This window comes from Bacillus cereus group sp. MG20 (assembly GCF_040459885.1).
Taxonomy (GTDB): Bacteria; Bacillota; Bacilli; order Bacillales; family Bacillaceae_G; genus Bacillus_A; species Bacillus_A cereus.
Map to the genome: position 1 here is coordinate 2,015,889 of NZ_JARVHF010000001.1, position 25,152 is coordinate 2,041,040.

The following is a 25,152-nucleotide window of genomic DNA, read 5'->3' on the forward strand; positions in this document are numbered from 1 at the left end:
AACATTTTCTATTAGTATACAGCAAAACCGTGGACTATACATTCGTTTCCTGCATAGCAGCAAATTCATCCTCAGAAATAAGGACATCTCTCGGCTTAGTTCCTCTCGCTTCAGAAATAATCCCTTGCGATTCCATCTCTTCAATGAGACGTGCTGCGCGATTATAACCAATACGGAATTTTCGCTGTACAGAAGATGTGGACGCTCCCCCTTGTTCTACAACAAATTGACATGCATCAAAGAACAGCTCATCTTCCGACTCAGCCTGTTCTGTTTTCGCTAATAAATCCTCTTGCTTAAATAAGTAATTCGGCTTCATTTGCTTTCTCACATGATCAACTGTTTTTTCAATCTCATCATCCGATACATATACACCTTGTACACGAACTGGCTTAGATGTACCGTTCCCTAAAAATAACATATCACCACGGCCAAGTAATTTTTCCGCGCCCCCAATATCGATAATCGTACGTGAATCAACTTGAGATGATACAGTAAACGCAATACGCGTTGGAATATTTGATTTAATTAACCCTGTAATAACATCTACAGATGGACGCTGCGTCGCAACTAATAAATGAATACCACAAGCACGTGCTTTTTGCGCAATACGACAAATTGCTTCCTCAACATCACCTGGTGCTACCATCATTAAATCGGCTAACTCATCAATAACGATAACGATATAAGGTAATGTCTCACCTGGAATATCTCGCTCACTTACAATTGTATTATAGCGAGTTAAATCACGAGCACCAGCATGCGCAAACAATTCATAACGACGCTCCATCTCATCAACTGCCCACTTTAACGCAGCTGTCGCTGCTTTTACATCCGTAATAACAGGTGCTACAAGATGCGGAACAGAATTGTATGGTGCAAGCTCAACCATCTTCGGATCAATTAACATTAACTTCACTTCATGTGGTTTCGCTTTATATAAAATACTCGTTAAAATCGCGTTAATACACACACTTTTACCTGAACCCGTTGCACCCGCAATGAGTCCGTGCGGCATTTTTCGAATATCCGTTACAATTGGATCCCCTGAAATATCAAGTCCAAGCGCAACAGTAAGCGGTGATTCACTCTTTGTGAATACAGGACTTCTTAAAATCTCGCGAAGAAATACTGGCTTACTTTCTTTATTTGGAACTTCAATTCCAATTGCACTCTTCCCTGGAATCGGCGCTTCAATACGAATATCTTTCGCAGCTAAACTTAACTTAATATCATCACTTAAATTTGTAATTTTATTTACTTTCACGCCTGGGTCTGGTTGCACTTCAAAACGAGTTACTGCTGGCCCTTGCGATACATTAATAACATGTGCTCCAACATGAAAATTATTAAACGTTGTATCTAATAATTCTTTTTGCTCATCTAACCATTCTGTATTATCTAGCGCTGATTGCTGTGGAATTGACAACAACGCTAATGGCGGAACAGTATATGTCGGTGGGGTGTGCAATACATTTCGCATATCGTTCTCTCTTTGATTTACAACATATGCTTTCTCTTTTGGTTCTGTACTTGAAATTGACTTTTGTACTTGCTCTACCACTACTTGTTGCATTGGTTGTTCTTCCACTTGTGGTTCTGCTACTACTTGCTGCACTGGGCTTTCTTCCACTTGTGATTCTACTACCACCTGCTGCATTGGTTGCTCTTCCACTTGTGGTTCTGCTACTACTTGCTGCATTGGTTGTTCTTCCACTTGTGGTTCTGCTACTACTTGCTGCACTGGGCTTTCTTCCACTTGTGGTTCTGCTACTACTTGCTGCACTGGGCTTTCTTCCACTTGTGATTCTACTACCACCTGCTGCATTGGTTGCTCTTCCACTTGTGGTTCTACTACCTCTTGTTGTACTGGCTTATTCTCTACTCGTACATTAGCAGAAGGCTGCATTGCATTTGCTCTAGCTGCATGTCTTTCCATTAATCGTGTTCTATCTTGTTTCAACATAACAACATTAAATGGTACATGACGCTTTTTCTCACGTTTTGGTTCTTCTTTTTTTACAACGGGTTGTTCTTCTGCGACCGGCACTTCTTCTTCAACTGATTGCTCTTCTACGACCGGTGCTTCTTCTACAACTTGTTTATTTTCTTCTGTTTCTGCAATTAAAACATTCGCAAAGCTTTGAACATCGTTCTTTGTCTGTTCATCAGCCTCAGCTACATGTATGAATTCACTGTTTTGTTCAATTACTTCATCTTCTTGCTGAATTTCCTCAAGTGCTACAAATGTCTCTACTACAGGCGCTTTTGTTTCTGCGATCACTTCTACTTCTTCTAACTCTTCTGTTTCCGCAATTACTTCCACTTCTTCTAGCTCTTCCGTTTCCGCAATTACTTCTACTTCTTCTAGCTCTTCCGTTTCCGCAATTACTTCTACTTCTTCTACCTCTTCTATTTCCGCAATTACTTCCACTTCTTCTAGCTCTTCTGTTTCCGCAATCACTTCCACTTCTTCTAGCTCTTCTGTTTCCGCAATTACTTCCACTTCTTCTGACTCTTCCGCTTCTGCAATTACTTCTACTTCTTCTAGCCCTTCTGCTTCTGCAATTACTTCTACTTCTTCTAGCTCTTCTGCTTCTGCAATTACTTCCACTTCTTCTGACTCTTCCTTTTCTGCAATTACTTCCACTTCTTCTAGCTCTTCTGTTTCTGTAATTACTTCCACTTCTTCTAGCTCTTCTGGTATTTCCACAATGATTGTTTCTTCAAGTTTTTCTTCTGCTTTGACAATCACTGATTCTTCTGGAGCTTGCTTTTCTACTTCAATAGTAGGTTGTTTTATTTCTGTATTACGTTTAATTTCTTCTGATAATATTGTATCCTCATGCTCTACTTTAGAAGCTACTAATTCTTCTTGTAGATTGTTTTCGTTTAACACCACTACATCTTTTTCTAGCTTAGCACTTTCCATCTGCTCAGCTACTGTTTTATGAAGTAATTCATCCGCTGAAACTTCCTGCGGTGTACTCATTTCTTTAATCACTTCTTTTTCTTCTACTAAAGGCACTTGGCGTTCAATTTCATAACCGTTTTTCTCTAGCCATTGATCAACAACTGATTTTTCTTCTTTTTTGCCCTGTTGGCCTTTCTGTTCAACTACTTCACCTGGAGCAGAAGACGTTGCTTGCCCTTCTGAGAAATCAGATAATTTATATCCTTTTTTCTCTAACCATGCATCAACAACTGCTTTTCCCTCTACAGATATTTCAAGATCTTCTCTTTCTTTTACTTCCTCCTGCTTTTCAACCTTTTTCTCTACTGAAGGACGATTATATCCATAAATTGGCGAAATCATTTCTGTTGGACGAAATGGTCTACGGTTACTCTCTTGCGAAGGTGCAGATGCCTTTTTAACGACAGACTCCCGCACCGGTTCATATTGCACTTCCGGCTCTTCATATGTAGAAACTACCTTTTCCACATACGGTCGTCTGCTTCTTTCCACCTTTATTCCTCTTTGGGCAGTCGGTTCTTCATATGCTACTCCTTGAACAGGTTGTTCTTCAAAGCGATTTACTTCGCTTTCATCCTCTTCATCGAACCCATTATCCGGTACTAAAGGAAAACGGCATTTACCTGCATTCCTACTTGCCATTTGTGCTTCTCTTGCTTCAGTGTAGTGGTTTACACGAGGAATTTTCGGCTGACTTTCAATTTGCTTTGGTACTTCTTTATTCATCGCTGTTTGTTCTTCCTCTTTGTTAAACAGCTTTTTCATCCAATCTAACATGCTTACCACTCTTTCTACTAAATAGTAACATCCTTTATTGTATCAGCATTCGGCAAAAAGTGCAGGTAAAATTAAGCATGTCATATTTATCCACAATATTCTAATTTACGAGTGTTTTCATATGGAAAAACGCAGCCTTTCATGTAAGACTGCGCTTAAGCTTTACTCTTCCGATATGCATCTACACTATCCGTTACACTTTGCAATAAAGAATTTACATACTGCGGGTCAGATAATTTTTTATCTTCTTCATGGTTTGACATAAACCCAAGTTCTAATAGTACGCCAGGTACTTTGGACCAATTGAATCCAGAAAGGTCATCCCTAAATTTAATTCCATTTACTTTCACTTGCTGATTTTCTCTCATTTTATTTACTATCGTTTGAGAGATTTGAAGACTTTCCGCATAAATCTCTTTCGTATACGGACTTCCTTCTGCCGGCGTCAATACAGCAAATCCACTTTGGTTTGGATTTTCAGAACCATCTGCATGAAGACGTAAAAATAAATTGGCCTTATGATTATTTGCGAATGTCGCCCGTTCTTTATTACTTATATCAACGTCTTGTGATATTCTCGTCATTAACACTTGTATTCCTTTTGCTTCAAGCTTTTCTTTTAATAAAAAAGCCATTTCTAATACAAGTACAGCCTCTCTCTTTTTCGTCACAACACCTGTTGTACCGTCTGTCACTTTATATTTTTGCGTTGTTGCCCCTGGTCCAATCGGCTCTAAATTTAAATTCGCTTTTTGTTGATGCCCTGGATCAATAACGACGAGAAACTTTCCTTGCTTTTCATTACTCTCTACTTTTTGTTCATTATTTTGCACTGGTTGCTCAATTGGCGGCACAGTTGTAGTTTCTTCTTTCTTTTCCTCGGCTGATACTTCCTCTTGCCTCTGTTCTACTTGCGATTCTTCGTTCTTTTCTTGTTCTTGCTGCTTTTCTACCGGTGCGTCTTCTTTGGTATCTTTGTTTTTCTCTTGTATAGAAGATGTAGTTTCTTTTTTCGGCTGCTCTTGTGAACAACCGGTCATATATATTCCAATGAATACAATCATGCTCATTATTTTTATATACTTCATACTTCTCTCCCATCACTTTGCACCGGATTCAAAGTTTTTCTTATAATTGCCCTATAATCTCATCCATATTTCCAATATAAACTGGCTGCCATGTTTCTGTACCACGTTCTGCAGTATAAACTGGATAAGCGTCATCATCTATATTTACGAAAACTGGATCGCCCATATCCGTTTCATATCCAATTGCAATCCATCCTTCTTGCCACTTTCCGTTTTCTTCACTTATTAATGACTTTTTATGTTTATCATATCGGTAACCGATTTGTCCTTTTTCTAATTCACTTTCACTAAACACATATATTTCATAAGTACCTAGCTCAACATCTTGCTGTTTTGAAGTTTCAATTCGTTTTAGAAGTTCTGCGATTTTTGGTTGTTGTTTCATACGTCTATCCCCTTCTATTTTTCTAAATTTTAACTAGTTTGTTTATAAAATACAATATAGATTTTAAGACAAAAGGTGACACCCTGACCATATTTACGATTTTTTGAGTGTATCTATCACAACTCTCAATATATTAACGATTCAACACGAAATTTCGACTTACCAACAAAAATGACAAAAAAGAGAGGCTGCCCAAAAGGACAACCTCTCTTTTCTTATATCAATTAAAATTTAAATTCTTGTCCAACTTCAAAACTATCTTCTAATACAAGAATACCTTTTTCTTGTGGAGCGTCTGGAAGCTCTAATTCACGTGCAGAGCAGATCATTCCAGAAGAAGGAACACCGCGAAGCTCAGCTGGCTTGATTAACATACCGCTCGGCATTACAGCACCGATTTTTGCAACGACAACTTTTTGTCCTGCATCAACGTTTGGTGCGCCACATACGATTTGTAATGTTTCTGTACCGATTTCTACTTTACAGATGTTTAACTTATCAGCATTTGGATGCTTTTCTTTTTCAGCTACATAACCTACAACAAATTTCGGAGAAAGATCTGCTTCTACTGTTTCTTCAAAGCCGTTCTTCGCTAAAATTTCGTTGATTTTCTCAACAAGCTCTTTCGTTAATGTAAGGTTACCTGTTTCTGTTACTTCTAAATAAGAAGATGCATTAAAGATGTTGAATCCTCCCGTTACGTTGCTTTCACGATCATAAACGCGAGCAACATCTCCTTTGCGATCAAAAGTACGGTTCTCTAAAGTAATATCTTGTAAGGCAACAATTAAAGTGTCACCAATTCCTTCAAGGTTGTAAAAAACGTTCACTTCGTTCATCCTTTCTCTTTTCCATCTGTCTTCTTCCGATTCTTCGCTAAAATAAAGATTGGTTCAAAGTCTCCATCTTCATATACGAATGAAAGTGATGTAATCGGAACATGCCCTTCGGCAAAAAATTTCATTGTCATTTGTGCAATAATATCATAACCGATTTCGTTAACGATATCAGCAATAATTAATACATCTTGGTGAGGAACAGCAACAACCATGTCACCAGAAATCTTTTCACGCATCGATTGTAGTAACGATTCGTTTAAAATACGCGTCGCGTCATATCCATCATTTGTGTTTAAAAAGTAGAATGTATTACCCGCTACTGTGTCTTGTTTAAATTCATAACCTAATGAACGAGCATTGAATAATGCCATTTCACGTACTTGCTGTTCTGTAAGTTCTAATTTTTGTAACAGACGCTCATCGATTAGTCGATACGTTTTATTCGAATCTAACGCATAGTAAATACGTGTTTCCGCTGTATGATCCGTCATAATAAACGGATTTCCTTCTTCTGCTTGTTTCGGGAAAGAAGTAGAGCGAATAACAGGTAAAATTTTCGCTCCGCTATTTTCTTCTTTATGCATCGCAATTAGCGCTTCTTGTACATAATAAGCAACCTCTTCAATTGCTTTTTCTTTATTCACTTCCCATTTTGCCACAACTCCTGGAAGCGATACGTTAATACCTTTTTTAGAGTCTTTCTGTTCAATACGTAGAACTTCTTTCTCGCTATCATACTGAAAGTCCCATTCTGGGCGAGATAATTTCTTCATTAACTCGTCTTTCATCTTTTTACTTGTCATCTTCATCTCTTTTTCCTCCCTTCCAAAAAAATAACCTCCCCCGCGAAGGTAGAGGTTGTTTTACAATTCAATTGGCAAATTGCCTTATTTTAAACCTTCAATAAACTCTTCGATTTGTTCTTGTGTTTTACGATCTTTGTTTACATAGCGACCAGTTTCTTCACCCTTATTGTACGCTACAAAGCTCGGAATGCCAAATACGTCTAATTTTACACATAGATCAATAAACTCATCACGATCTACATAGTAAAATGAGAAATCACTATATTTCTCTTCTACTTCTGGCATAAATGGGTCTACAAAACGGCAGTCTGGGCACCATTCTGCTGAGAACATAAAGACTACATTCTCTTCATTTTTTAATTGTTGGAATTGCTCCATGCTTTCTAATGACTTCATCTATATTTCCTCCTCTAACGAGTGCATGTTTTCATGTTATAATCTTTCTTTTATACTACCATACATCACGCATGGTGCAAGGTTTATGCTTGCTTTTTGTCATACTTATATTGCCCAACAAGTAACTTAACAACGTGTACAAATAATTCCGTGCGATCAACATAATCATCTGTAAAAATACCGATTGCACCTTCGTGACTACGAATATCTTTTCTCTGTACAAACTCTTCCATCACTTCACTTAACTCCTTGCCCTCTTCAAGAGGTGCTAAAAAATCATCCGGTAACGTAATACGTGCCCCGCCGGCAACAAATATTTTACCATCACTTGTTGCTAGCGCGCCCCAATTACACATAAATAAACCGTACTCCGTTTTCATTACGCCGCCTTCTAGCCCAATACCAATTTGAGCTCCTCCTTCCTCTAGCGCTCGCTTCGCTCTATTAATCGCTCCTTGCATCGTCTCTTCATCTGAAAACGGCTGATTTGCTACTCCTGAAGGAACAGAAAGAGATGTAATTTCAGCATCTTTCCAAACCTTCTCCACAGCGCCAACCTTCGTTTTATTCTTCGATCCAACTACTACCTTCATTTCGTTCACCTCTATAAAAATTCATCATTCTATTCTAATATCCGCTTCGGCACAAATTAAGTACCAACCACTACCACACACCACCAGGGAATTCCTTCTCCCCATAAAAGAAGGTCGCTTTCTACAATATTACTGGTCCTAAACACAAAAACAGGCTTCTTCTTTCTTCCTATCCGCGGTCTTAATACATCATTCGAGCACCCATTAGGCACTAACCGCCACCACTCATCGCTGGGTCATCTATTCAACCTAAAAAAAGAAGGGTTTTTCGCCCTTCTTCTCTACGCGTTATTCTTAATTGTCTCTAACGTCGTTTTATCTGTTGTTCTTACAAGCTTCGTAATTAATTCTTTCGCCGCTGCATAATCATCAACATGTAAAATTGAAGCATGTGTATGAATGTAGCGTGCGCAAACACCAATTACTGCTGATGGGATACCAGAGTTACTTGTATGTACACGGCCAGCATCTGTACCACCTTGTGAAATAAAGTATTGGTACGGAATGTTGTTTGTTTCTGCTGTATCTAAAATGAATTCGCGCATTCCTCTATGTGTTACCATCGTGCGATCGTAAATACGAAGAAGGGCACCTTTTCCTAATTGACCGAACTGCGTTTTGTCACCAGATGCATCGTTTGCTGGACTTGCATCAAGCGCATAGAAAATGTCTGGTTGAATCATATTTGCAGCGGTTTGCGCTCCGCGAAGGCCTACTTCTTCTTGTACAGTAGCACCAGAATATAATGTGTTTGGTAATGTTTCATCTTTTAATTCTTTTAACAATTCGATTGCAAGACCACATCCGTAACGGTTGTCCCAAGCTTTCGCCATAATTTTCTTCTCATTTGCCATCGGTGTGAATGGGCAAATCGGCACGATTTGTTGTCCCGGTTTTACACCAATTTCAATCGCATCTTCATAACTATCTGCACCTATATCAATTAACATATTTTTTATATCCATCGGTTTTGCACGTTGCGCGTCACTTAATAAATGAGGAGGAATAGAACCAACAACCCCAATAACAGGACCATTCTTCGTCATAACTTGTACACGCTGCGCTAATAAAACTTGGCTCCACCAGCCGCCTAACGTTTGAAAACGAAGCATTCCGTTTTTCGTAATTTGCGTAACCATGAAACCTACTTCATCCATATGACCTGCTACAAGAACACGCGGGCCAGTTTCGTCCCCTTTTTTCAGACCAAATACGCTACCTAAACCGTCTTGTACAATTTCATCCGCATATTTGCTTAATTCTTGTTTCATAAAACGGCGTACATCATGTTCAAAACCTGATGCACCTTGTAATTCTGTTAACGTACGAAATAATTGCAATGTCTCTTTATTCACGAAGTCCCCTTCTTTCAAACCTTAGTAGAATACCTCTTTTATTGTAACGAAATTTTCGAAATGTTTCTAGTTTCTTCTTTTTTAGCTGTATTTGCTTTATAATTATTATTGGTACACTATTTTTATTTTATAGAATTGAGGTGAATATATGAGCTGGAAAGGTTTAGTAGCAGGTCTTGGCGTTGGGTTCGCAGCTGGTTATCTCGTTGCAAACAAAGTACAAGAACAATCCCATATTTCTTCAGAAAAAGCATTGAAAATGGTGAAACAAGCATTAAGTCATAAAGGTGAAATTACTGGCTCTTGGGTACATATGGTTCCAGAGACATTTGAAAAATATGATGTCGCATATGAAGTTTATCGCGGCGGTCTTACAACAATGTTAGATGATATACAAGAACGATTTGAATTTTTAGTTGATGCTAAAACAGGTACTGTTTTAGAGGTTATAGCAGCATAAAACGGAGGGTTCCCATTAGGTGAACCTCTTATTTTTTTGAAATTGCGGGTATTGATTAAAATTATATCAGCGATTTTTTAAATATATCGACTTACCGACAAAACCCGACAATAAAAAAGAAGCTGCTCCAATAAATATGATGGAACAACCTCCTATTTTTATGCTTCTATACTCGTTTTCCGTTCTATTTTTTCTACGATATGACCTTCCTCATTCCACTTCACAGCGCGATAATATGCGTCATGGTAAAACGTAAACCATGCCTCTTTTTCAGCACCATACTTCATCCATTTTTGTTTATTTTCAATCGAGGTCATCGGATAATCATCGTATGCCATTACCCATAATACATTTTGATGCGCGTGCGTCGGCAAGAGATCTGCTAAATGTAGCATCGTTTCCCCTTGACTCTCCAAAATGATGACTGCATGTCCATCACTATGCCCACCCGTATGTGCCATCTTGATTTCATCTGTAATTTCTATTTCTTGCTGAAACGTAACAACTTGATCTACAATCGGTTCCCAATTTTCCTTCCAATATGTATTACGGGATCTAATATTTGGGTTCCTCATTTCATTCCACTCTGTTTCACTTACATAAACTTTCGCATTTGGAAACGCTGGTACAAGGTGATCTCCATCCCATTTTGTTAGGCCAGATGCATGATCAAAATGAAGGTGTGTCATTAAAACATATTGAATATCTTCAGGCTTTAATCCCTGTTTTTCTAACGATTCATAAACCGATGATTCTTCTGTTACACCTTGATTTCGTTTCATCTTCTCATCCAACTTACCGTTTCCTATTCCTGAATCAATGAGCATATTTCCATCTTTCGTTTGTAAAAGTAACGGATCTGTTCGTAAGTAAATATGATTTGTGTCATTATGTTTATATTTACGTGACCAAAGTACTTTCGGCACAACACCAAACATTGCCCCTCCATCTAAATGTGTATTTCCGCCTTTTAACCACGTTACTTTTATATCTCCAATTTGTAACTGTTCCATTACACATCCCCCTTTCAATTAATCTTAACATAAAATTCTGATTATTTTAGATATAAAAAAACCTATGCATTACTGCATAGGCTCTGTACGATATTTTGCTTCAACTCGGTAAATACGATGACCTTTACTAGAGAATTTCTCTTCGTATTCAGTCATGATGTTACCTTCAAAGTCGCTGTTATGAAGATCTAAGCTTAAGTAAGTTAGTAACATACCATACTCAGCCATACTCATAAGAGAATATTCAAATAAACCTTGGTTATCTGTTTTGAAATGAATTTCTCCGCCTTCTACTAACACTTCTTCATAATTGCGTAAAAACGTTTTATACGTTAAACGACGCTTCGTATGACGCTTCTTTGGCCATGGATCTGAGAAGTTTAAATAAACGCGATCAATCTCACCTTTTGCAAAGAAAACTGTTAAATCTTCAGCATCTTTATTAATTAACTTTAAGTTCGGCACTTCTTCTTCAATTAATTTATCAAGTGCATCTACAACAACACTTGTGAATTTTTCAATTCCAATATAATTAATATGTGGATTCGCTTTTGCCATATCATACATAAAGCGGCCACGACCTGTACCTACTTCAATATGAATTGGTTGTTCATTTCCAAATACTTCTTTCCAGTTACCAGCGCGCTCCTCTGGGTTTCCGATTACGATATGTGAATACTCGTTAATTCGATCCATTGCATATGGTTTATGTCTTAAACGCATAGATGTCTCCCTCTCTTTACAAAACTATTTTAAAGGAATAATTCCTTCTTTCTTTTTTTTATCAATCTACCAAACAAAAAACCAAGTACGTACGAGCACTCGGTCCGTTTCTTTCAAGTATAAGATGTACCATTTTGATAAAAACTACATACAGCATTAAACATTCCATGACGAAACAGCTTTTTCTCTTACATTTGAAGAGAAAAACAATCGAAAGGATGATCCGTTCATGCCAATTAATCAACAACATCAATTAGAAGTGCTGAAAGATATTTTAGTCAACCACCAAAGTGATTGCTGCGGGACAGTTTCAGAATGCGAGCAATTAGAGCGCCTCATTCAATCGTTACTCGCAAACGATAATATAAGTAGTGACGCTAAAACAATGCTAAACGATGTATATTCTTATAGTCAATCGGGTAAATCTTCCTCTAATTTGGACAACCATATTTCCAATAATCAAGAACAACTTACTCAGTGGATTGCTGGAATGGACAATTTTTCTTAAGTATTATTCTGAAGCAAGTAGTTGCTGTAAATATTGATGCCAATATTCAGCTTCTGCTTGCTGTTTTTTTGTTGTATGCCATTGAATAGACAAAATCGTTTGTGCTATCACATACCATCTCATGCGCCTAAGCAGCGATTCATCCATTTCAATATCATAAAAACCGAGCCACTCACTCCACTCCTGGCGCGGAATGTACCAATATAATAACATACCAAGGTCTAGAGCTGGGTCAGCAATTACAGCTCCATCCCAATCAATTAAAAACAACTCATCTTCATCCGACAATATCCAGTTGTTATGGTTTACATCACAATGGCATACAACGAATTCATTGTATTCAATAGCTTTTAATGAATCCATTAAATATTGAAGGCCTTGCTGAATTGTTTCATCATCCCTTATATCTCCTCTTAAAACGAGTTGCAGTTGTTGTAATAACTCTTGTGCGTGAAGCGGTTGCTTCCCAAGTCTTTGAATCATCTGTACAAGCGCTTTAGAGGAGTGAATTTTCTTCAAAAGTTTCGCAACACGTTCTAGTTTCATATCCTCTGGCTCTAACTTCTGTCCCGGAAGCCATTTTTGAGCAGAAATTACATCACCGTTCGTTACCCTTCTTGTCCAAAGTAATTTTGGAACAATTCCTTCTGCTGACAATACCGCTAAAAAGGGCGATGTATTCCGCTTTAAAAATAACTTCTGTTGTCCGTTTTGCGCAATATATGCATCGCCCGTTACTCCACCAGCCGGTACAAGACTCCACTCTTTTCCTAATAATTGTTCCAACCATTCCATATTCATTACCCGTTAACAAATCCTTATCTTTTATAGTTATGAAAAGAAAAACCGCAACATTTCTACACATGTTGTGGATTCATATATTTTACTGTAAATGAAAAGAAAAATTAGCCTCAGCCAAAAATTCTCTATTTTATTTTACAAAACCTGTCATAGAATGACAACTTATCAAAATCGTCACCTTTGTCAATTCTACATTTATTACATTCTCATCGTCAAGTAGCGATTTGTCACATTATCGTCAATATATACGTGCTAATTGGAGCGAGCCTAAGTTCCTTTCCTCTAAATGAAGAAATTGGCTCTATTTTCGCTTGCTTTTCGTCTACTATCACATGCCACGTTTCTTCTTTCGGAAGTTGCACAGTTTTAGCTTCTAAACCGCTATTAAATAAAACGACAATCTCTTTCCACGGCCCAAACGATTCTGCATGCTCTAGGTGATATGCAAGTACTTCTGTAGATGTTTGTAAAAAAGTCATATGTTTTTTTATAAGGTCTGCGTTTTGTAATCGGAATGCCCCATGCTCTTTACGAATCGCAATTAAACCTTTTATATAGTTAACGGTCTCTATTTCTTTCTCTTTTTGATCCCAATCTAATTGATTGATCTCATCACTTGCATTATAGCTATTTTCATTTCCTTTCTTCGTACGATAAAACTCTTGTCCTGCATGTAAGAAAGGAATACCTTGTGAAAGAATAACCATTGCGCTCGCTAGCAGGTGACGTTTTTTCAAAATCGCTTCTGATTCTTCATTACTGCGCACTAGTTTATCCCACATCGTCATATTATCATGACATTCTACATAGTTAATGCTTTGGGCCGGCTCTAGAAACAGCCCTGTTTCTTTCATACTTAAAAGGCTTCCTGCTGCAATATACTGCAAATGATTACAGTCTACATGCCCACCAAATGCAAAACCACGCTTATTTATATGAAATGTACTCCCTTTTATCCCATCACGAAATTGATCATTAAACTGCGCCATATGTGGCATTTTCTTCGCATTATTTAACGTTGCTTTTTCCTCACGAGGAAGCGGTGTTTGTAAATCCCATCCTTCTCCTAATAACAAAGCATCTCGTTTTATGTTTCGCACTTCTTTTTCTATCATATTCATTGTATCAACATCTAAAATTCCCATTAAGTCGAATCGGAATCCATCGACATTATATTCAGTAAGCCAATATAAAATAGACTCTACAATGAATTTCCTCATCATTTTCCGTTCAGATGCTATATCATTTCCGACTCCCGTCCCATTAGAAGGCATACCATCTTCACCATGACGAAAATAGTATCCTGGAACAAGCTTTTCAAATGATGATAGCTCTCTTTCATAAACATGATTATATACAACATCTATAATTACCCTAATACCATGCTCATGAAATGTCTCAATCAACTGTTTACACTCTACTATCCTGTTATACGGATCAGAGGGATTTGTAGCATAAAATCCTGTTGGTGCATTGTAATATAATGGATTATAGCCCCAATTATAGGCAGACGAAGGATTCGCCTCATCTACACCACCGAAACAATATAACGGTAATAGTTCAACATGTGTAACACCTAAATCTTTTATATGAGACAACCCTGTTAAAGTCCCATTCCGTCCTGTTGTTCCCTCTTCCATCAATCCTTTATATGTTCCCTTTTGAATCACTCCACTATTTTGATGTATAGTCGCATCACGAATATGCAGTTCATACAATATGGCATCTGTCATTGATTGTAATGGTGGTAATCCTTCTCTTCTTGTTACATTCGTTTTTTCTAAATCGATAACAACACCGTGTTTTCCGTTTACCGTCACCGACTTTGCATAAGGATCTACAGCTTCGTTCCATATTAAATTAATACAAACGAGAAATGTATAGCGTGCTCCGTCTAAATCACCTTGTAATGTTTGAATCCAAACTCCGTTTTCTCCCCTGTACATTTCATGATCGGCATATTCTTTATCGCTCTTATAAATTCTTACTTTCGCAAGCCTTGCAGTTGGGGCCCATACTTTAAATGTCGTTTCTTCTTTTTGATACACAGCACCTAAATCTGTACCTTCGTAATAATACTTTTCATCGAAAATTGTTGTTCGAATAACAGCACCTATTTGTAAATCCGTTTCTTCATTCCGTTCATCTCGTACTGTATAATACTTTCCCACATCTAGCGGCTCTTCTATAAAGCACTCATACTTCGTTGCATCTGGAAGCGCAATCGTATGAGCAATCGGTAAATCTTTCCCATTACTTCCTTCTTGCAAACGAAATGTCCGACTTGTTCCATACGCATGTGGGAGCAAAATTGTAATTTTATTCATTTCATCTAAATAGGCATCAAATGGACGTTTTACTTTCAACATAAAAAAATCACCATCATTCTCAAAGTTAAAATAAAGTGAAACTTTAATGAGCGAGATAAAATGAGCTGCAAATGATAAGGCTTTTCTTATCAACAAGACTCTATACAGTAACTCCATTCTTCTCTATAGTATATTCACCTGCATAAAAAACGTTTTCACCATTCTATTTTTGTAATTTTATTTCAGCAATCGATTTATACTTCGGGGTTTCTTTCACGTGGGATTCGTATAAAGTAATTGTATCTGCTTGAAATGATATTTCAGGTACTTCTTTTATACTTTCTAAATGAAACTTTTCTTCTCCTATCCATTTACGAGCAACAGTAATATGTGGATGATACGGGCGTGTTTCTAGAGAAAATCCATTTTCTTCACAAATGACATGTACTTGCTTTTGCAACTGAAACAAATCGTGATTCTCACTTACCTTCGCCCAAAAAATACGGGGCTGATCTTCTCTACCAAACGTTGAAAAACCTTGTAACGTGAACGATAGTTCTTTTGTTTTTGTAAGTGTTTGTAATCCATTCTTTATACCTTTTAACTGTTCTTCTGTCGCACCTCCTAAAAAGGAAAGGGTAATATGATAATCTTCCTTATGTACCCACGAGCGAAATGGTAATTCCTCATTCGTATCCTCTTTATAGTTAGACAGCACTTCTTTTATATGATTTGGTAACGTAATTGCGACAAAATAATGCCTATCCATGTACACCGTCTCCTTCTTTCTATTGTTTCTTTTCTTTCTTATCTCATTCAATTAAAAAGAAGCCGCCCTCTAAAGTAGAGAGCGGTCATTATTCATATATCGGCGATTAAAGTTTCACTTTACTTCGCTAGTTCATGAATTGCTTGCGCATAAATTGCTGTTGCTTTTAATAAGTCTTCAATTTCAATGTACTCATCTTTTTGATGCGCAAGTTCTTCTTTTCCAGGGAATAGCGGTCCAAATGCCACACCAGCTTTTAATGAGCGAGCATAAGTACCTCCGCCGATTGCTAACAATTCAGCTTTTTCACCTGTTTGTTCCTCATATACACGTTGCAACGTACGAATTAACTCGTGATCTTTATCAACGTGATGCGGACGAGAGTTAGAATAGTCTGCTACTGCAAATCCATACGTACCTACATATTCTTTTAACTTTGCAATCATTTCTTCAAAGTTAGTCGTAACTGGGTAACGTACGTTTAATCCTAAATTACCACCATTCTCTTTCTTATAAGAAAGGCGACCAACATTCACTGTTAATGGACCGCTAATTTCATCTTTATAAGCAATAGTAGCTTTTTCACCAAAAATATCACCAGTAAATGTTTCTGTTGCAAATGTCGCAAATGCAGTTGCTTTTCCATCAAGTGAAACTGTAGTTAAGAAGTTTGCTAATAATAAACCTGCATTTTCTCCTTTTTCAGGAGTAGATCCGTGCGCTGAAATTCCTTCTATTTGCAACGTCACTGTATTGCCTTCTATAGTCGATTTCCCTATTTTTTTAGCAGTTTGTAAATACTCTTCATATGCTACTGTAAGTGCATTTACATCTTCTCCTGTAATAACCGCTTCTGCAAAATCAGGAACCATATTTAAACGACGCCCTGAATCAAATGAAACAAGTTCATATGTATCTTTTTTCTCTTCACTACCATTTTGCACAACTTGTATATCAGAAATTCCTTTTTCTGCATTAATAATTGGAAAGTCTGCATCTGGTGCAAAACCGATTGTTGGCATTTCTTCGTTTTTAAAGTAGTGATCTACACATTTCCAATTGCTTTCCTCATCTGTTCCTATAATCATACGAACACGTTTTGAAAGAGGTAAGCCTAATTCTTTCACAATTTTCATTGCATAATATGCTGCCATCGTTGGGCCTTTATCGTCAATTGCACCACGTGCAAAAATCTTTCCGTCGCGAATATCCGCACTATACGCAGGAGTCGTCCAGCCATCTCCTTCTGGTACAACATCAACGTGACAAAGAATACCTACTAACTCTTCTCCTTGTCCCATTTCAAGATGACCTGCATATCCTTCTAAATTTTTAGAAGCAAAACCTTCAGCTTCTCCTTTATGTAACATGAAAGATAGCGCTTTTTCTACACCTTCACCGAATGGTGCGCCTTCTTTCGCGGATTCTTCTTCCCATACACTTTTAATTTGTAAAAATTGTTGTGTATCACGAATTAAATCATCTTTTCGTTTTGCAACTTCTTCAGTCCAATTAATCGCTGACATCACGCATCCATCCTTCACTATATTATCTCTTTCATCATAGCAAACCGAAATCCCTTATGCCATACACGAAAACTAAATACCGAACAATTGTAATATTTCAGACATTTCTTATTAGTTTTTCTTTTATTTTTTCAAAAAAATTTGCAGGAATTTGGCGTTTTACGTAGAATTTTATGTGTTAGTTGACTGACCATATATACAATGTCAACTACCAATATTTTTCTATATAAATATTTGTTAAACTTTTGTAAAATTTAAGTAGATTAAAGCATGAATTTTATCATGTAGAGTACAATGGTAGTAACGACCTTCTTTCCTGAATGGGGTCAAAAAAACTAGTAGAGGAGTGGTTTTCTCTTGAAACCTACAACTACTCGTATGCTAACACGCATTAAATCAATTTATATGTACATCAATGAAAACGGAACGGTAACGACGAAAGACCTTGTAGATGAGTTCGGGATCACACCGCGAACGATACAACGTGATCTAAATGTGTTGCAGTTTAATGAACTCGTGTATAGCCCTTGCCGCGGTAAGTGGACAACAACAGGAAAGAAAGTGAGAATGACCTCATAACGAAAAATAATTGTATGTAAATAAATACATACCCCTTTCTAACTATTAGAAAGGGGTTTTTTCTGCACCTATAAAGGTACTACTTTTCAGTATCTACTTGATATGTTCTTAACATTTCTACTTCTTCATCTGTTAGCTCTCGGTATTGTCCAAGTTCTAGTTCTTCATCTAATACTAACGGACCCATCTCTGTTCTCTTTAGGTAGACTACTTTTTTCCCTACCGCTTCAAACATACGCTTCACTTGATGGAATTTCCCTTCCGTAATCACAAGCTCAATTTCAGAAATATCATCGCTTTTCAATATTGTAAGCGCACCTGGCTTTGTTTCATAGCCATCGTCTAAAATAACACCTTTAGCAAACTCTTTTACATCCTCTTCTGTTACTACTCCTGCAACGTGTGCATAATATTTTTTCGGCACATGCTTTTTCGGAGATAATAATTGATGTGATAACTTCCCATCATTTGTTATCAATAAGAAACCTTCCGTATCGATATCAAGTCGTCCAACTGGGAACGGATCAAAGATTGCATCTTCTAATTCTAATAAATCTATTACTGTTTCATGATTATCATCTTCCGTCGCTGAAATAACACCTTGTGGTTTATGCATCATTAAGTAAACAAACTCTTTGTATTCCACAACTTCACCGTGAATCATAACTTCTTGCTCTTCTACATTTACATGAACTTTCGCATCTTTTACTGGCGTTCCATCAATTTTCACAACGCCATCTTTCAATAATTTCTTTACTTCTTTTCTACTTCCATATCCCATATTCGCTAATAATTTATCTAATCTCACGTTTTTCACCTTCTTTATTTATCATAGAAAAGGGGACGTAATTACGCCCCTCTTGATTTCAACTTTATTTTAAATCTACTACCAAGTTTACGTTGAATTTTATCTAATGCTTCTCCGCCAAATACTCTTTCAAGTACTCCTGTGCGAATTGCTAACAATCCGTAAACAAGACCACCAATACCTGCACAAATCGCAACTGTTATAAGAGCACCAATACGGCCATCAGGCGAAATCATGAAGGATAGAAGCCATTGTGATAGTTTTACAGCAACGACCATTATAAGTGTCAGTACTGCAATTTGGAATGTTCTTTTATATACAACACCGAATGAATAATGTGCGTATTTTTTAATTTGTCGATTTGTATACCAAACAGAAGCTAAGAAACCAACTGCGGTCGCTAGAATTGCTCCTACTGTACCGAAATAACGAATAAAGATTACGTTACATACAAATTTCAAAATAACACCCATAATAAGCGCGACAATCGCATGCTTCTGCTGATTAATCCCTTGAAGAATTGCCGCTGTTACTGTAAATAAAGCAAATAACAATGCAACTGGTGCATACCACATTAATACTTGTCCACCTAATGGATCTGAGTCATAAAAAGCAGTGTAAATTGGATATGCAAGTGTTGAAATACCGATAACTGCTGGCAATGTTAAAAACATATTTGCTTGGAATGTTTGTGTAATTTGTAATTTCAAATAGCGGTATTGTTTTTCAGTAAATGATTTTGTAATTGCTGGTACAAGCGTTAAACTAAACGCTGTTGCAAGTGATACAGGAATCATAATTAACTTATGCGTCCACATTGTGAAAATACCAAGCGCTCGCTCTGCGATATCACCTTGACCAATCACCTGCATAATTGAGTTAAATGTCAATGTATCAATTTGTTGATATAAAGGAATTGTTAACCCAATTACAACGTAAGGAATCGCATATGCGAATAACTCTTTAAACAATTGAACGGTACTTACTGTTGATTCTGGTACAGTTTGTTCAATTAAATATTGATCCAAATATTTTTTACGTTTTAACCAGTACCAAATTAACACACCGAGTGCTCCAACCGCTGAAACGAACGCAGCAAATGTCGCTACTCCAACTGCTGTTGCAACTGTACCGCCAAGTACTTTAATAACGATAAAACTACCAGCTAATAAAAAGACGATACGAATAATTTGTTCAATAATTTGTGAAACGGTAGTTGGTCCCATAGACTGGTGACCTTGGAAATAACCACGAATTAAACTCGCTGCTGGTACAACAATAAGTGCGAAACTTACAAGACGAATGATCGTCGTAACTTCTCCTACATTATTGTGTATACTTTGTTTACCAAGCATCGCTTCTGCAAACAGTGGCGCCGTCATGTACAGTACTAGGAACGAAAGAACTCCTGTTACTATCATCATAACCATTCCCGAGCGGAACATTCTCCGGCTCGTTTTATAATCGCCAAGCGCATTATATTTGGAAACAAATTTTGAAACAGCAAGCGGCACACCTGCCGTTGCGATACTTAAAAAGATCGTATATGGAATGTATCCATATGTATAGAGCGTTCCGCCTTCTGTGCCTACTAATGCATGAAACGGAAAGACGTAAATCATGCCTAAGAACTTTACTAAAAATGTCCCTAGCGTAACAATAAGCGTTCCGCGCAGAAATTTCGAATCGGACATACAAAAATCCTCCTACATCTACATAAAGTGAAACTATAATTAGTTGGAGACTTCTCTCCTACTCCTTATTAGTTGAACCATTCGAGCATTTACAGGCTAACAGACTCCCTATTTACTTCTCCTAAATCTTGAGGTTTTAGTCTTATCGCCTACAAATAGCAGGATAGTGCTGAACTCTAACTTTTGTATTGTACCACAATTCTCTCATTAAGCAGTACTTCACTCTATTTTTCTTTTAAGGGAAAACATGCTATTCTTTTAGGCAGGAAATGTAGAAAATGAGGTCGATATATTATGCATTATGATGTTATTGTCATCGGCGGCGGTCCTTCTGGGCTAATGGCTGCAATTGGTGCTGCAGAAGAAGGCGCAAATGTCTTACTTCTTGATAAAGGAAATAAACTTGGGCGTAAACTTGCGATTTCTGGTGGCGGACGCTGCAACGTAACAAACCGTCTACCACTTGATGAAATTGTTAAACATATACCAGGAAACGGTCGCTTCTTATACAGCGCTTTTTCTATTTTTAATAATGAAGATATTATTACATTCTTCGAAAATCTCGGTGTTAAATTGAAAGAAGAAGACCACGGTCGCATGTTCCCTGTGTCAAACAAAGCGCAATCTGTTGTAGACGCACTTTTAACACGATTAAAAAACTTAGGTGTAAAAATCCGTACAAATACGCCTGTTGAAACGATTGAATATGAAAATGGTCAAACGAAAGCAGTTGTACTGCAAACAGGCGAAGTGTTAGAAACAAATCACGTCGTTATCGCTGTTGGCGGAAAATCTGTTCCTCAAACTGGTTCCACTGGAGACGGATACGCTTGGGCTGAAAAAGCAGGTCATACAATTACAGAATTATTCCCAACAGAAGTACCTATCCTGTCAAACGAGCCGTTTATACGTGATCGCTCATTACAAGGTCTTGCTTTACGTGATATAAACTTAAGCGTATTAAACCCGAAAGGAAAAGCTATCATTTCTCACAAAATGGACATGCTCTTCACTCATTTTGGCCTATCTGGTCCTGCTGCTCTTCGCTGTAGTCAATTCGTCGTGAAAGCACTTAAAAAGTTTAAAACGAACACAATACAAATGAGTATTGATGCATTGCCAGAGGAAAATAGTGAGCAATTATTTCAGCGCATGCTGAAACAAATGAAAGAAGATCCGAAAAAAGGAATTAAAAACGTTTTAAAAGGTTATGTCCCTGAACGTTACTTCCTATTCTTATTAGAAAAAAATGAAATTGACGGTAGTGAACAAGCTGGACAAGTTTCTCACGAAAAGATTCGTGCACTTGTGAAAGACTTTAAAGAGTTTACTGTGAATGTAAATGGTACGCAGTCAATTGAAAAAGCATTCGTTACTGGCGGAGGTGTATCCGTGAAAGAAATTAATCCGAAAGAAATGTCTTCTAAATTTACGAACGGCTTATATTTCTGCGGAGAAGTTCTTGATATCCACGGTTATACTGGTGGCTATAATATTACATCAGCCCTTGTTACTGGTAGAATTGCTGGAACGACAGCTGGAGAAAACGCGAAAATGCAATATTAAAAAAAGAAACAGGGATTCCTGTTTCTTTTTTTATAGGTACATGAAATTATTATCGGTGATTCCACAGATATATCAGCGATTCTGTAATTATATCGGCGATTTTCCAAATTTATCAGCGATTCTACAACTTATATCGGCGATTTCTCAAATATATCGACTTACCGACAAGAAGCGACAAACATCTGCTCCATGTAACTTTCCATTGCTTTTTTGTTGCTTTATATACCTTAGTACCTTTATATTTTATATTGTTGAATATTTAAAAAGGGTAAGGGGAAAACAAATGAGAAAAAAAGTCATGATGTCTTTAATGTTAATGACGTTTCTTTCTGCGGTAGAAGGAACGATTGTTAGTACAGCAATCCCTCGTATAACGAGTGATTTGTCAGGCGTCGAACTTGTTAGTTGGGTATATGCAATTTATATGCTTGCAACAGCTGTTTCGACTCCAATATACGGAAAGCTCGCTGATTTATTCGGTCGTAAAAAGGTTTTACTGATCGGGGCTACAATCTTTTTAGTCGGTTCTGCACTTTGCGGAGTCGTTACATCGATGGAACAATTAATTTTCTTCCGCGCGCTTCAAGGTATCGGTGCTGGTGCTGTTATGCCCATCACAATGACGATTATTGGAGACTTATATAGCGAAGCGAAAGACCGCGCGAAAGCACAAGGTTGGATGAGTGCCGTTTGGGGTGTATCCGGTGTTATCGGACCGTTAGTAGGTGGATTTTTAGTTGATTCTCTTTCTTGGCGTTATATTTTCTTCTTAAACGTCCCATTCGGAATTATCGCTTGCTTAATGATTGTAATTTACTACAAAGAATCTATTAAACCTGCTAAACATCATATCGATTATCTTGGTGCAACAGTCTTCTCATTAAGTACAATCGCTCTACTATATGCATTATTAACAGGTAGCAGTAAGCAAAACTGGGGAGACATAACAATTATCGGCCTATTAATCTTCGCCGTCGTTTCATTTATTATTTTCTTATTCATCGAGAAAAAATCTCCGGAACCATTAATTCCGCTAGCACTTTTCTCTAACCGTACATTATCTACGATAAATATATTAACTCTTATTGCTGGCGCAATGATTATTAGTATTACTGTGTATCTTCCAATTTGGAGCCAGGGTGTTTTAGGAAAAAATGCAACAGAAGCTGGACTCATTTTAATGCCAATTCCTGTTATGTGGACATTTGGTGCTATGTTCTCGGGTAACTTAGTTGGCAAGTTAAAAACGAAACAAATTATTTTACTTGGAGCTAGCATCTTATCAGTTGCTACGTTCTTATTATTTACACTATCAACAAATTCACCATCGTTCCTTATTTATGTAGCAGTCGGATTATTCGGCTTAGGAATGGGGCTTGTGACACCGATTTACATGGTAACAATTCAAGCAGCCGTGCCAGCTCATACACGCGGGACAGCTGTTGGTTTAAATACATTTATTAATACATTTAGTCAAACGTTAGGTGCTGCAATATTCGGTACAATCTTCAATACGATGATTCACGCACGTGGTATTAAAAATCTTGATCTTGTATCTGGTGGACATGGCGGTACTACAGCAAACGTAGTAACCGAATCACAATCCGCATTAGCATCAAGCGTACATGTCATTTATATGAGCACTTTCGTATTAGCAGTATTTACATTAATTATTGCTTGGCTTTTATTAAAGCCAGCTACACAAACAAGTGAGCAACAATAAAAAGGATGACCATTTTGGTCACCCTTTTTTTATTCTTCATTCTCCACAATATGTTTCAGCATGGATAATTTATTATCCCAAAAACGTTCATAATACGAGAGCCACTGTTGTAATTCTTCTAATGGTTCTGGATGCAAACGATATATCTTCTCTCTTCCGCTTTTTCTTCCACTTACTAAATTCGCTTCCGAAAGAATATGAAGGTGCTTTACAACCGCAGTACGACTCATCGGAAAATGATCCGTTATTTTGGAAATCGGTAACTCTTTGTCACTTAATAACCGTATTACTTCTCGGCGGGTTGGATCAGCAATTGCTTGAAATACATCATATTTCGCTGCTGACGAGGACACTTAGCCTTCGACAACCTTTTTCAGTTTTTCATTTACAATCGCTACCCAACCACCGCTCATTCTATCGCGAATAATAGAGCTCTTCGCATTCGCTTTCGGAAGAATTTCATCAGGATGTTTCCAGCCGCCGTGAATTAACGTAAATTCTGTTTTGTTATCTCCTAAGTCTTTCAAATTAAATGAAACAACCCAGCCATCTGTATCCCATGAGAAAGATAAATGGTTTGGCTCATCAATTTCTAACACTTTACATGGTGATGGCCCAAATGGCGATTGCACATGAAATTCATGCCCTACCTCTAATACAAAATCATTTGGCATAAACCATGACGCAATCCCTTCTGCAGTTGATACTACACTCCAAACCTTTTGAATAGACGCGTTAAAAATGATTGTTTGTTTAATATCATTTAATGTATTTTGTTGTTCCATGTTCATTCTCCTTTACTCGGCGTTATAACATAACACCTTTTGGTTACACTTCGATAATATAACACCTTTTAGTTTCATGTCAATGCTAATTCTTTTACTGTTGAGAAATTCTCAACATTTTTTCAACAGGACAAACACCCTCTTAGCATTTCCTCATAATATACTCACAAAGGCAATACAAAATAAAAACTTCTCTCAACATGAAACTCCATCATTCATATTGAAAGAAGCGCCTTACTTATATCATGCGTACTTCGTCTCTCCTCCTTCCCTCAGGGACAATACGCGAGATATGACAAATCAGAAGGAATATGCCCACCATTTGAGTAGGTAGTTATTTCTCTTCTCCTCAACATTTCCTTAGGAGCGAAATGACTACCGACTCACTTTTTTCAAACAAAATAAAAAGGGGTTGAACGCTATGTTCTATTGCATTAACTGCTCTGATATTCACCATGAAAAACATCCGAATGATAAAGTATTTAAAAACGGTTTTTATATTGATCCATTTTTAGGTGATCGTTATCACCTTGGTATGTGTAAAGATGCCCAAAATCATGAAACAGGGGAGCCTCTTTTAACGACAAAGAAATTAGGCACACCCCAATCTATTATGAACGTATTACCGACACATGTTGTCCCAACATAAAACATAAAAAAGAGCTGGGTGAGCCA

The 25,152-nt window shown here is 37.4% G+C and carries 24 protein-coding genes; 6 read left to right on the forward strand and 18 right to left on the reverse strand.

Annotated features, from left to right (window positions below):
• Window positions 1–34: 34 nt before the first annotated feature.
• The 8 genes from QCI81_RS10360 to QCI81_RS10395 form a co-directional block, all read right to left on the reverse strand.
• Window positions 35–3,751: a DNA translocase FtsK gene (locus tag QCI81_RS10360; protein WP_353810705.1), complete on the reverse strand. Its 3,717-nt coding sequence runs from the start codon at window positions 3,749–3,751 to the stop codon at window positions 35–37.
• A gap of 155 nt (window positions 3,752–3,906) precedes the next feature.
• Complete coding sequence (locus tag QCI81_RS10365; protein WP_353810706.1) at window positions 3,907–4,839, reverse strand: N-acetylmuramoyl-L-alanine amidase; 933 nt, start codon at window positions 4,837–4,839, stop codon at window positions 3,907–3,909.
• 40 nt (window positions 4,840–4,879) lie between these two features.
• Window positions 4,880–5,224: a hypothetical protein gene (locus QCI81_RS10370; protein ID WP_000813348.1), complete on the reverse strand. Its 345-nt coding sequence runs from the start codon at window positions 5,222–5,224 to the stop codon at window positions 4,880–4,882.
• A 224-nt stretch (window positions 5,225–5,448) separates the two neighbouring features.
• A complete protein-coding gene (gene ytpR, locus QCI81_RS10375; RefSeq protein ID WP_001006777.1) occupies window positions 5,449–6,063 on the reverse strand; it encodes a YtpR family tRNA-binding protein in 615 nt (204 codons plus the stop codon).
• Window positions 6,060–6,872, reverse strand: coding sequence for a DUF1444 domain-containing protein (locus tag QCI81_RS10380; RefSeq protein WP_000784605.1), 813 nt, complete (start codon window positions 6,870–6,872; stop codon window positions 6,060–6,062). Before QCI81_RS10380 ends, ytpR begins: the two co-directional genes overlap by 4 nt.
• 78 nt (window positions 6,873–6,950) lie before the next feature.
• On the reverse strand, window positions 6,951–7,265 hold the full coding sequence (locus QCI81_RS10385) for a thioredoxin family protein (protein ID WP_000838193.1): 315 nt from the start codon (window positions 7,263–7,265) through the stop codon (window positions 6,951–6,953).
• A gap of 83 nt (window positions 7,266–7,348) precedes the next feature.
• Window positions 7,349–7,858 carry a DUF84 family protein gene (locus QCI81_RS10390; protein ID WP_095690125.1) on the reverse strand — a complete coding sequence of 170 codons (510 nt, stop codon included), beginning with the start codon at window positions 7,856–7,858 and terminating at the stop codon, window positions 7,349–7,351.
• Between the two features lie 281 nt (window positions 7,859–8,139).
• The gene (locus tag QCI81_RS10395; RefSeq protein WP_001031517.1) at window positions 8,140–9,213 is read right to left on the reverse strand and encodes a M42 family metallopeptidase; all 1,074 of its coding nucleotides are present in this window, start codon (window positions 9,211–9,213) and stop codon (window positions 8,140–8,142) included.
• 148 nt (window positions 9,214–9,361) lie between these two features.
• Between QCI81_RS10395 and QCI81_RS10400 the strand changes: the two genes are divergently transcribed.
• Window positions 9,362–9,673: a PepSY domain-containing protein gene (locus tag QCI81_RS10400; RefSeq protein WP_000118541.1), complete on the forward strand. Its 312-nt coding sequence runs from the start codon at window positions 9,362–9,364 to the stop codon at window positions 9,671–9,673.
• Between the two features lie 158 nt (window positions 9,674–9,831).
• Here the strand turns inward: QCI81_RS10400 and QCI81_RS10405 are convergent, their stop codons facing one another.
• Window positions 9,832–10,686: a YtnP family quorum-quenching lactonase gene (locus tag QCI81_RS10405; RefSeq protein WP_000436840.1), complete on the reverse strand. Its 855-nt coding sequence runs from the start codon at window positions 10,684–10,686 to the stop codon at window positions 9,832–9,834.
• Window positions 10,687–10,755: 69 nt separating this feature from the next.
• Window positions 10,756–11,409, reverse strand: coding sequence for a tRNA (guanosine(46)-N7)-methyltransferase TrmB (trmB, locus tag QCI81_RS10410; RefSeq protein ID WP_001239383.1), 654 nt, complete (start codon window positions 11,407–11,409; stop codon window positions 10,756–10,758).
• A 229-nt stretch (window positions 11,410–11,638) separates the two neighbouring features.
• Between trmB and QCI81_RS10415 the strand changes: the two genes are divergently transcribed.
• On the forward strand, window positions 11,639–11,917 hold the full coding sequence (locus QCI81_RS10415) for a YtzH-like family protein (RefSeq protein WP_001122235.1): 279 nt from the start codon (window positions 11,639–11,641) through the stop codon (window positions 11,915–11,917).
• Between the two features lie 3 nt (window positions 11,918–11,920).
• On the opposite strand, the gene QCI81_RS10420 is transcribed toward QCI81_RS10415, so the two are convergent.
• The 4 genes from QCI81_RS10420 to pepV all read right to left on the reverse strand — a co-directional run bounded on the left by QCI81_RS10420 (window position 11,921) and on the right by pepV (window position 17,322).
• Window positions 11,921–12,718, reverse strand: coding sequence for a phosphotransferase family protein (locus tag QCI81_RS10420; protein WP_002094168.1), 798 nt, complete (start codon window positions 12,716–12,718; stop codon window positions 11,921–11,923).
• Window positions 12,719–12,945: 227 nt separating this feature from the next.
• Window positions 12,946–15,087 carry a type I pullulanase gene (gene pulA / locus QCI81_RS10425; protein ID WP_353810707.1) on the reverse strand — a complete coding sequence of 714 codons (2,142 nt, stop codon included), beginning with the start codon at window positions 15,085–15,087 and terminating at the stop codon, window positions 12,946–12,948.
• Window positions 15,088–15,250: 163 nt separating this feature from the next.
• Window positions 15,251–15,796 carry an RNA 2',3'-cyclic phosphodiesterase gene (gene thpR, locus QCI81_RS10430; protein ID WP_000373843.1) on the reverse strand — a complete coding sequence of 182 codons (546 nt, stop codon included), beginning with the start codon at window positions 15,794–15,796 and terminating at the stop codon, window positions 15,251–15,253.
• A gap of 119 nt (window positions 15,797–15,915) precedes the next feature.
• Window positions 15,916–17,322, reverse strand: a complete 1,407-nt coding sequence (pepV, locus tag QCI81_RS10435; protein ID WP_353810708.1) for a dipeptidase PepV — start codon at window positions 17,320–17,322, stop codon at window positions 15,916–15,918.
• A gap of 357 nt (window positions 17,323–17,679) precedes the next feature.
• On the opposite strand from pepV, the gene QCI81_RS10440 reads away from it, so the two are divergent.
• Window positions 17,680–17,901 (forward strand): DeoR family transcriptional regulator, encoded by a 222-nt coding sequence (locus QCI81_RS10440; protein ID WP_000805512.1) that lies wholly within the window; start codon window positions 17,680–17,682, stop codon window positions 17,899–17,901.
• A 79-nt stretch (window positions 17,902–17,980) separates the two neighbouring features.
• Here the strand turns inward: QCI81_RS10440 and QCI81_RS10445 are convergent, their stop codons facing one another.
• Window positions 17,981–18,709 carry a pseudouridine synthase gene (locus QCI81_RS10445; RefSeq protein WP_001234948.1) on the reverse strand — a complete coding sequence of 243 codons (729 nt, stop codon included), beginning with the start codon at window positions 18,707–18,709 and terminating at the stop codon, window positions 17,981–17,983.
• 41 nt (window positions 18,710–18,750) lie between these two features.
• Window positions 18,751–20,403 (reverse strand): putative polysaccharide biosynthesis protein, encoded by a 1,653-nt coding sequence (locus QCI81_RS10450; RefSeq protein WP_353810709.1) that lies wholly within the window; start codon window positions 20,401–20,403, stop codon window positions 18,751–18,753.
• Window positions 20,404–20,697: 294 nt separating this feature from the next.
• Here QCI81_RS10450 and QCI81_RS10455 point away from each other — a divergent pair, with 294 nt between their 5' ends.
• Window positions 20,698–21,969: a BaiN/RdsA family NAD(P)/FAD-dependent oxidoreductase gene (locus QCI81_RS10455; RefSeq protein ID WP_025118400.1), complete on the forward strand. Its 1,272-nt coding sequence runs from the start codon at window positions 20,698–20,700 to the stop codon at window positions 21,967–21,969.
• Between the two features lie 283 nt (window positions 21,970–22,252).
• A complete protein-coding gene (locus QCI81_RS10460; RefSeq protein WP_001228030.1) occupies window positions 22,253–23,692 on the forward strand; it encodes an MDR family MFS transporter in 1,440 nt (479 codons plus the stop codon).
• A 29-nt stretch (window positions 23,693–23,721) separates the two neighbouring features.
• Here QCI81_RS10460 and QCI81_RS10465 read toward each other — a convergent pair whose 3' ends face one another.
• Together QCI81_RS10465 and QCI81_RS10470 are read right to left on the reverse strand one after the other, a co-directional pair.
• Entirely contained in the window at window positions 23,722–24,045 is a 324-nt protein-coding gene (locus QCI81_RS10465) for an ArsR/SmtB family transcription factor (protein WP_000098837.1), read from the reverse strand.
• Entirely contained in the window at window positions 24,046–24,477 is a 432-nt protein-coding gene (locus QCI81_RS10470; RefSeq protein ID WP_069356322.1) for an SRPBCC family protein, read from the reverse strand.
• A gap of 421 nt (window positions 24,478–24,898) precedes the next feature.
• Here QCI81_RS10470 and QCI81_RS10475 point away from each other — a divergent pair, with 421 nt between their 5' ends.
• Window positions 24,899–25,126 (forward strand): DUF3973 domain-containing protein, encoded by a 228-nt coding sequence (locus QCI81_RS10475; protein WP_000498988.1) that lies wholly within the window; start codon window positions 24,899–24,901, stop codon window positions 25,124–25,126.
• The last annotated feature ends 26 nt before the right edge of the window (window positions 25,127–25,152 follow it).

Excerpts from the sequence above, each read along its gene's own strand:
- QCI81_RS10455 (WP_025118400.1), top strand. The coding sequence starts at position 20,698 with ATGCATTATGATGTTATTGTCATCGGCGGCGGTCCTTCTGGGCTAATG.
- QCI81_RS10390 (WP_095690125.1), bottom strand. The coding sequence starts at position 7,858 with ATGAAGGTAGTAGTTGGATCGAAGAATAAAACGAAGGTTGGCGCTGTG.
- trmB (WP_001239383.1), bottom strand. The coding sequence starts at position 11,409 with ATGCGTTTAAGACATAAACCATATGCAATGGATCGAATTAACGAGTAT.
- thpR (WP_000373843.1), bottom strand. The coding sequence starts at position 15,796 with ATGGATAGGCATTATTTTGTCGCAATTACGTTACCAAATCATATAAAA.
- QCI81_RS10450 (WP_353810709.1), bottom strand. The coding sequence starts at position 20,403 with ATGTCCGATTCGAAATTTCTGCGCGGAACGCTTATTGTTACGCTAGGG.
- QCI81_RS10380 (WP_000784605.1), bottom strand. The coding sequence starts at position 6,872 with ATGAAGATGACAAGTAAAAAGATGAAAGACGAGTTAATGAAGAAATTA.
- ytpR (WP_001006777.1), bottom strand. The coding sequence starts at position 6,063 with ATGAACGAAGTGAACGTTTTTTACAACCTTGAAGGAATTGGTGACACT.
- QCI81_RS10460 (WP_001228030.1), top strand. The coding sequence starts at position 22,253 with ATGAGAAAAAAAGTCATGATGTCTTTAATGTTAATGACGTTTCTTTCT.
- QCI81_RS10415 (WP_001122235.1), top strand. The coding sequence starts at position 11,639 with ATGCCAATTAATCAACAACATCAATTAGAAGTGCTGAAAGATATTTTA.
- QCI81_RS10475 (WP_000498988.1), top strand. The coding sequence starts at position 24,899 with ATGTTCTATTGCATTAACTGCTCTGATATTCACCATGAAAAACATCCG.
- QCI81_RS10420 (WP_002094168.1), bottom strand. The coding sequence starts at position 12,718 with ATGAATATGGAATGGTTGGAACAATTATTAGGAAAAGAGTGGAGTCTT.
- QCI81_RS10365 (WP_353810706.1), bottom strand. The coding sequence starts at position 4,839 with ATGAAGTATATAAAAATAATGAGCATGATTGTATTCATTGGAATATAT.
- pepV (WP_353810708.1), bottom strand. The coding sequence starts at position 17,322 with ATGTCAGCGATTAATTGGACTGAAGAAGTTGCAAAACGAAAAGATGAT.
- QCI81_RS10405 (WP_000436840.1), bottom strand. The coding sequence starts at position 10,686 with ATGGAACAGTTACAAATTGGAGATATAAAAGTAACGTGGTTAAAAGGC.
- QCI81_RS10385 (WP_000838193.1), bottom strand. The coding sequence starts at position 7,265 with ATGAAGTCATTAGAAAGCATGGAGCAATTCCAACAATTAAAAAATGAA.
- QCI81_RS10470 (WP_069356322.1), bottom strand. The coding sequence starts at position 24,477 with ATGGAACAACAAAATACATTAAATGATATTAAACAAACAATCATTTTT.
- QCI81_RS10370 (WP_000813348.1), bottom strand. The coding sequence starts at position 5,224 with ATGAAACAACAACCAAAAATCGCAGAACTTCTAAAACGAATTGAAACT.
- pulA (WP_353810707.1), bottom strand. The coding sequence starts at position 15,087 with ATGTTGAAAGTAAAACGTCCATTTGATGCCTATTTAGATGAAATGAAT.
- QCI81_RS10360 (WP_353810705.1), bottom strand. The coding sequence starts at position 3,751 with ATGTTAGATTGGATGAAAAAGCTGTTTAACAAAGAGGAAGAACAAACA.
- QCI81_RS10400 (WP_000118541.1), top strand. The coding sequence starts at position 9,362 with ATGAGCTGGAAAGGTTTAGTAGCAGGTCTTGGCGTTGGGTTCGCAGCT.